Genomic DNA, 6232 nt, shown 5'->3' with positions numbered 1-6232 from the left:
GCCCCCGCACCGGCGGCCCCGCTGAACATCGCATTCGCCTATGTCGGTCCCGTGGGCGACGGCGGCTGGTCCTTCGCGCACGACAACGCCCGCAAGGCGCTCGAGAAGGAATTCGGCGACAAGATCAAGACCACCTTCGTCGAAAGCGTGCCCGAGTCAGCCGACGCCGAGCGCGTGTTCCGCGACTTCGTGGGCCAGGGCAACAAGCTGATCTTCGGCACCACCTTCGGCTACATGGAACCCATGCTCAAGGTCGCCAACGACAGCAAGGACGTGAAGTTCGAGCATGCCACCGGCTACAAGACCGCCGAGAACATGCGCACCTACGACAGCCGCACCTACGAAGGCGCGTACATGGCCGGCGTGATCGCCGGTTCGATGACCAAGAGCAACACGCTGGGCGTGGTCGGCTCGGTGCCGATTCCTGAAGTGCTGCGCAACATCAACAGCTTCACGCTGGGCGCGCAGTCGGTCAACCCGAAGATCACGACCAAGGTCGTGTGGGTGAACGAGTGGTTCAGCCCGCCCAAGGAAACCGAAGCCGCCACCGCCCTCATCAACGGCGGCGCCGACGTGCTGTTCCAGAACACCGACTCGCCGGCCGTGCTCAAGACCGCGCAAGAGAAGGGCAAGCGCGCCTTCGGCTGGGACTCCGACATGACCGCCTACGGCCCGAAGGCCCACCTGGGCTCGGCCATCATCAACTGGGCGCCGTACTACATCAAGACCACGCAAGATGCGCTGGACGGCAAGTGGGCCACCGGCCAGACTTGGTGGGGCGTGAAGGAAGGCGCGATCGACATCGTCTCGATCGCCGAAGACGTGCCGGCCGAAGCCAAGGCCAAGGTCGAGGAAATCAAGAAGGGCCTGAAGGACGGCAGCTTCTCGATCTGGAAGGGCCCGATCGTCGGCCAGGACGGCAAGGAGCTGATCGCCAAGGACGCGGTCGCCGACGACAAGTTCCTGTCGGGCGTGAACTTCTACGTCAAGGGTGTGGAAGGCAAGGTGCCGGGCGGCGACAAGAAGTAATCATTGATCGATCGCTTCGGCGATTGCCACGAGAAGGGTCGTCTGCGGACGGCCCTTTTTTCATTCAGGAAAAGGACTCGCACCATGAAGCTGCAGAGGGTCATGGCGGCAGGCGCGGCACTGCTGGCCGTGTCGTCGTCGTTCGCCGCACCGCCGGCGTTCTCGAAGGAAGAGCAGCGCCTGCGAAAGGCCGTGGACGACGCGGAAATGTGCTTTCACTTCGCCGGTGAATTCAACGGCGACGGGTCGGCGCACGACAAGGAAGTGGCGCGCCAGCAGCGCCAGCACTGCGGAAAAAAGAGCCAGGAGCTGGTGCTGCACGCCTACCGCAAGAACCCGCAGGACGCGCGCCTCTACCCGGCGGTGCTGCGGCTGGACGGGCTGATGCCGGGGCTCACGTTGCCAGCGGCCGAGAAGGCACGGCTGTGTGCCGTGGCCAAGACGGAACTGGCCTGCCCCTGAGTCGGCCTACTGCGCAGCCGCCTGCAGCTGCGCCGCCATCTTCTGATGGATCAGGTTCACCGCCTTCAATGGCCGCAGCATCACCTTGAACTCGGTGATCCGGCCTTCGGCGTTCCACTTCATCATGTCCACGCCGTTGATGGCGATGCCGTCCAGTTCGAGTTCGAACTCGAGCACGGCGTCGTTCGGGCCCTGGAGTTCGCGCACGTAGCGGAAGCTCTCGTTGAAGAAGACCTGGAAGGCCGCGGCGAGGTACTGCTTCGTGATCGCCTTGCCGACCTGCGGCCGGTGCACCACGGGCGAGAGGAAGACGGCGTCGTCGGCCAGCAGGGCATCGAGCCCCGCCACGTCGCGTGTCTTGACGAGCCGGTGCCAGGTGGAAAGGGTGTCGATCGCCATGGGTCTCCTCGCGCGGTGGATGGATGGGGAAGCTCAGTCTAGCGAAGCGCCCGCGGGCCCATCGTCGCGGGCGCGACGGAGCCCGGAAGGCGTTCTTACGCGCCCTGCCAGCGCTTGAGCACCAGCGTGGCGTTGGTGCCGCCGAAGCCGAAGCTGTTGCTCATCACGGTGTCGACGGTGGCGTTCTCGCGCGTGGCGGTGAGGATGGGCATGTCGGCCACTTCCGGGTCGAGCGCCTCGATGTTGGCCGAGCCGGCCATGAAGTTGCCTTCCATCATCAGCAGGCAGTAGATCGCCTCGTGCACGCCGGCGGCGCCCAGCGAGTGGCCCGACAGGCTCTTGGTGGAGCTGATGGCCGGCGCCTTGTCGCCGAAGACTTCGCGCACGCCCTTCATTTCCATGACGTCGCCGACGGGCGTCGAGGTGCCGTGGGTGTTCAGGTAGTCGATGGGCGTGTCGACGGTCGACAGCGCCATCTGCATGCAGCGCACGGCGCCTTCGCCGCTGGGCGCGACCATGTCGTAGCCGTCGGAGGTGGCGCCATAGCCGACGATCTCGGCGTAGATTTTTGCGCCGCGCGCCAGTGCGTGGTCGAGCGACTCGACCACGACCATGCCGCCGCCGCCGGCGATGACGAAGCCGTCGCGCTCGGCGTCGTAGGCACGCGAGGCCTTCTCGGGGCTGTCGTTGTACTTGGTGGACAGCGCGCCCATGGCGTCGAACAGGAACGACTGGGTCCAGTGTTCTTCCTCACCGCCGCCGGCGAACACGATGTCCTGTTTGCCCATCTGGATCTGCTCCATGGCGTTGCCGATGCAGTGCGCGCTGGTGGCGCAGGCCGAGGCGATGGAGTAGTTCAGGCCCTTGATCTTGAAGGGCGTGGCCAGGCAGGCCGACACGGTGCTGCTCATGGTCCGCGTCACGCGGTAGGGGCCGACGCGCTTGACGCCCTTTTCGCGCAGCAGGTCGAGCGCTTCCATCTGGTTCAGCGTGGAGGCGCCGCCCGAGCCGGCGATGAGGCCGGTGCGCGGGTTGGACACCTGCTCCTCGGTCAGGCCGGCATCGGCAATGGCGTCCTTCATGGCCAGGTAGGCGTAGGCCGCCGCGTGGCCGACGAAGCGGTAGAGCTTGCGGTCGATGAGGTCTTCGAGGGGAAGGTCGATGGAGCCGGCTACCTGGCTGCGCAGGCCCATTTCGGCGTAGGCCGGCTGGAACCGGATGCCGGGGCGGCTGGCACGCAGGTTGGCGGAGACGGTCTCCTTGTCGTTGCCCAGGCACGAAACGATGCCCAGACCGGTGATGACGACGCGTCGCATGGCGAAACCCTCAGAAGTTGTCGGTGGAAGTGAACACGCCGACCCGCAGGCCCTCGGCGGTGTAGATCTGGCGGCCGTCGACGCTCACCGAGCCGTCGGCGATGGCCAGGTTCAGCTTGCCCTTGAGCACGCGCTTGATCTGGATGTTGTAGGTGACGAGCTTGGCGGTCGGCAAGACCTGGCCCGTGAACTTCACTTCGCCCGAGCCCAGGGCCCGGCCACGGCCCGGCAGGCCCTGCCAGCCGAGGAAGAAGCCCACCAGCTGCCACATGGCGTCCAGGCCCAGGCAGCCCGGCATGACTGGGTCGCCTTCGAAGTGGCAGGCGAAAAACCACAGGTCGGGCGTGATGTCGAGTTCGGCCGTGAGTTCGCCCTTGCCGTAGGTGCCGCCCTCGGCGCTGATGTGGGTGATGCGGTCCACCATCAGCATGTTCGGGGCGGGCAACTGGGCGTTGCCGGGGCCGAACAGTTCGCCGCGGCTGCAGCGCAGCAGGTCTTCGCGGGTGAAGGCGTTTTGTAGGGTCATGCGAGTCGATCAAGGACGGCGCCAGGGGCACGAATGCACGCTGCGCGCGGATTGGAGGGAACACGCCCGATGCCGGGCCTGCCGGGGTCCAAGCCTAGCGCATCCGCCATGGCCCGATTTGACCCAGATCAGTTTGGGGGAAATGGGGCTGGCAGCGTATACGTTTTCGGGGATGCCGCGCAGGGTGTCTGCCCTTATGCTGTGCGCGATCACAACGTCGATTTCCCACGCCCCATGACCGATTCCAGCCGCCCCCTCTTCGACCCCAGCTTCGCGCAGCGCATCCCCGCCGAACGCCTGCCCGAGCTGCTGCGCGCCATGCCCAAGGCCGAGCTGCACATGCACATCGAAGGCTCGCTCGAGCCCGAGCTGATCTTCGCGCTCGCGCAGCGAAACGGTGTCTCGATTCCGTATGCCAGCGTGGAAGACCTGCGCAAGGCCTACGCCTTCACCAACCTGCAGACCTTTCTCGACATCTACTACGCCGGCGCCAGCGTGCTGCTGAAGGAGCAGGACTTCTACGACATGGCCTGGGCCTATCTGGAGCGCGCCGCCGCCGACCACGTGGTGCACACCGAGATGTTCTTCGACCCGCAGACGCACACGGCGCGCGGCGTGGCGATGGAGACGGTGGTCAACGGCCTGCACCGCGCCTGCGTCGATGCGCTGCCCAAGCTGGGCGTGAGCGCCTCGCTCATCCTGTGCTTCCTGCGTCACCTGAGCGAGGAAGAAGCCTTCGAGACGCTGGAGCAGGCGCTGCCGTACCGTGACAAGTTCATCGGCGTGGGGCTCGATTCGAGCGAGGTCGGCCACCCGCCCGAGAAGTTCGCGCGCGTGTTCGCACGCTGCCGCGAACTGGGCTTTCACCTCGTCGCGCACGCGGGCGAAGAGGGCCCGCCGGCCTACGTGTGGAGCGCGCTCGACGTGCTGAAGGTCGAGCGCGTCGACCACGGCGTGCAAAGCGCCAAAGACCCGGCGCTGATGAAGCGGCTGGCGCAGGACCGCATTCCGCTCACCGTGTGCCCGCTGTCGAACCTCAAGCTCTGCGTGTTCCCCGACCTGTCGCAGCACAACCTCGGCGCGCTGCTCGACGCGGGGCTGGTCGCCACCGTCAATTCGGACGACCCGGCCTACTTCGGCGGCTACATGAACCAGAACTTCACGCAGACCTTCGCCGCCACCGGCCTGGGCGTGCAGCAGGCCTGGCAGCTCGCGGCCAACAGCTTCGAGGGCAGCTTCATCGACGCGGCGGCCAAGCGCGCCTACGTCGACCGGCTCAACGCCGTCTTCGCGACCTTCTGAGCGAGCTCGGCCGTGCAGGCGCCGGGACCGGCGTCGCGGCGCGGCACAAGCAGCGGCATCGCCACCAGCGCACACGCACTGGCCGCCAGCCACACGACCGGCCAGCCCTGCAGCGCCAGCAGGTGCGGAATCGAGAAGGGCGTGACGAAGCACACGAAGAACACGCTGGTGTTCGCCATGCCCAGCGCGGTGCCGGCGCGCGCCGCGCCGGCCAGCGTGGCCAGCTCGGTGTACGCCACGCCGTGCCAGGCCGACACGCACACCCCGCTCACGGCCAGCAGCGCGATCAGCGCCAGCCGCAGCGGCACGGAGGGCGCCTCGGTGCCCGCCGCCATCACCAGCGCGGCCAGGCCCGCGAACAGCACCACACTGAGCGCGCTGCAGGCCCGCAGGTAGGCCGGGCGGTTGCGGCGGCGGTCGGTCCAGCGGCCGCTCCACACGCGCATCGCCATCGCGCCGACCTGCACGAAGACCATGGCGGCGGTGATCGTGCCCAGGCCCACATGGCCGAAGTCGTGCAGGAACACCGTGCCGAAGGACAGCACCGCGAACTGCGGCGCGCACAGGATGCCGATGCCGGCCACGATGCGCCACACGCGCACATCGCGCAGCGGGCCGGTCTTTGGCGCCGGCGCTTCCATGTTCGTGTGGCGGGGCGCCACGGGCGGCTCGTGCACCCAGGCCCAGCTCATCGCCGCGCTCAGCGCGCACAGCAGCGCCAGCAGGCCGTACAGCGCCGCAAAGCCGAAGTGCAGCGCCACGAAGGGCAGCACCAGTGCGCCGATGCCGCCGCCCATCGGCACGGCGGTCTGGCGGATGCTCATGGCCAGGCCGCGCTCGCCGGCATCGAACCAGGTCATCACCGCGCGCCCGCTGGCGCCGTTCACGCTGCCGCCGAGCAGGCCGACCAGCAGCAGCCCCGCGCCCAGCACGCCGAGGCCCGGCACATGGCCGGCGCCCGGCGCGGCCCACAGCGCCATCGCCACCAGCGCGATTGCCGTGCTGCCCAGCCCGGCCAGCAGCACGGGGCGGTCGCCCCAGCGGTCGGTCAGCAGGCCCCAGGGCAGCTCGCTCACGGCGATGCCCAGGCCCATGAGGCCGAGCACCAGGCCGAGCGCGGCGTTGTCGAGCTGGTAGCCGGTGCGCATGAGCACGGCGGTCATGGGAATGCCGCTGAAGGCGACCGAGAAGGCCGCGT

Annotated in this window: 7 protein-coding genes; 3 read left to right on the top strand and 4 right to left on the bottom strand. The window is 67.9% G+C overall.

The window, feature by feature from the left end; genetic code table 11:
* Both AC07YS_RS31825 and AC07YS_RS31820 read left to right on the top strand, forming a co-directional pair.
* Nucleotides 1–1029: BMP family ABC transporter substrate-binding protein (locus AC07YS_RS31825; RefSeq protein WP_495275765.1), on the top strand; the 1029-nt coding region annotated here is incomplete at its 5' end.
* 84 nt (nucleotides 1030–1113) lie between these two features.
* Nucleotides 1114–1491, top strand: a complete 378-nt coding sequence (locus AC07YS_RS31820) for a hypothetical protein (RefSeq protein WP_495269316.1) — start codon at nucleotides 1114–1116, stop codon at nucleotides 1489–1491.
* 6 nt (nucleotides 1492–1497) lie between these two features.
* On the opposite strand, the gene AC07YS_RS31815 is transcribed toward AC07YS_RS31820, so the two are convergent.
* From AC07YS_RS31815 to fabA, 3 genes are all read right to left on the bottom strand, one after another.
* Nucleotides 1498–1890, bottom strand: a complete 393-nt coding sequence (locus AC07YS_RS31815; RefSeq protein ID WP_095744204.1) for a nuclear transport factor 2 family protein — start codon at nucleotides 1888–1890, stop codon at nucleotides 1498–1500.
* Between the two features lie 95 nt (nucleotides 1891–1985).
* On the bottom strand, nucleotides 1986–3206 hold the full coding sequence (gene fabB / locus AC07YS_RS31810; protein ID WP_492734416.1) for a beta-ketoacyl-ACP synthase I: 1221 nt from the start codon (nucleotides 3204–3206) through the stop codon (nucleotides 1986–1988).
* Between the two features lie 10 nt (nucleotides 3207–3216).
* Entirely contained in the window at nucleotides 3217–3732 is a 516-nt protein-coding gene (gene fabA / locus AC07YS_RS31805; RefSeq protein WP_095744206.1) for a 3-hydroxyacyl-[acyl-carrier-protein] dehydratase FabA, read from the bottom strand.
* Between the two features lie 234 nt (nucleotides 3733–3966).
* Between fabA and AC07YS_RS31800 the strand changes: the two genes are divergently transcribed.
* Nucleotides 3967–5034: an adenosine deaminase gene (locus AC07YS_RS31800; RefSeq protein WP_139701969.1), complete on the top strand. Its 1068-nt coding sequence runs from the start codon at nucleotides 3967–3969 to the stop codon at nucleotides 5032–5034.
* Here the strand turns inward: AC07YS_RS31800 and AC07YS_RS31795 are convergent.
* Nucleotides 4995–6232 (bottom strand): MFS transporter (locus AC07YS_RS31795; RefSeq protein ID WP_495275764.1); only part of this gene is annotated, 1238 nt, incomplete at its 5' end. The genes AC07YS_RS31800 and AC07YS_RS31795 overlap by 40 nt on opposite strands.

The organism is Variovorax sp. GW458-11-26-14-LB1 (assembly GCF_059423965.1).
The sequence above is the reverse complement of the archived record's forward strand: the minus strand, read 5'-3'. Positions and strand labels throughout refer to the sequence as shown.